The organism is Rickettsia sp. TH2014 (assembly GCF_019249195.1).
Lineage (GTDB): Bacteria > Pseudomonadota > Alphaproteobacteria > Rickettsiales > Rickettsiaceae > Rickettsia > Rickettsia felis.
Genome location: NZ_MXAX01000103.1, coordinates 1 through 823, shown reverse-complemented (window position 1 = coordinate 823; position 823 = coordinate 1). Strand labels below are relative to the sequence as shown.

Below are 823 nucleotides of genomic sequence, written 5' to 3'. Positions count from 1 at the left end.
GAATTACTACGTAATTCTTCTCGCAATGACGAAAAAATCGATCCATGCAACAATGCCAACCCACATCAAACCAACTTCTTTAACTCATAAAGCAATTCAAGTGCTTCTTTAGAGAATAGTTTATCAAGGGTCGATAGTTCTAAATTGTTCATCTAATTTGTTGCTTATAGTAGTTTTATTAGGCTCAAGATTAAACAAACTCAAATTATTTGATTCCGTCGATAAGATATTTTTCCTTTACCGGTAGCAGTTTTCTCAAATTTAAGCAGAATCTGCTCGGCTCTATTTATAACGCTGGCAGGGAGTCCTGCTAAAGCTGCAACATGAATACCATAAGACCTATCTGCTGCACCTGAGATAATATTATGTAAAAATAAAATATCTTTACCCGATTCCTCAATAGCAGTAGTATAATTTTGTAAAGCCGGCAGAAAATTACTCATAACAGTAAGTCCATGATAGTGCGTTGCGAATAAACAACGACATTTTAGCTTATCATGGATATATTCAAGCACCGACCACGCTATAGATACGCCGTCGTAAGTGGATGCACCTCTACCTACCTCATCAAGGATGATTAGTGAGTTTTTTGTAGATTGAGCAAGAATTGCCGAGGTTTCAAGCATCTCAGCCATAAAGGTTGATTGCCCCTTAATTAAGTCACCAGCAGCGCCTATTCGGCTAAATATTTTATCGACTACTCCTATTTTGGCACTTTTTGCCGGCACAAACGAACCTATTTGAGCGATGATTGCAATAATGGCGTTTTGACGCAGATAAGTACTTTTACCAGCCGGTCGTGCCTCCGTATTGCAGTTTAGAG

General features: G+C 38.4%; 1 pseudogene. It reads right to left on the bottom strand.

Annotation, left to right across the window (positions count from 1 at the left end):
• Positions 1-65 precede the first annotated feature (65 nt).
• Positions 66-823: pseudogene (locus KYQ89_RS01860) on the bottom strand (MutS-related protein); the annotation flags it as partial.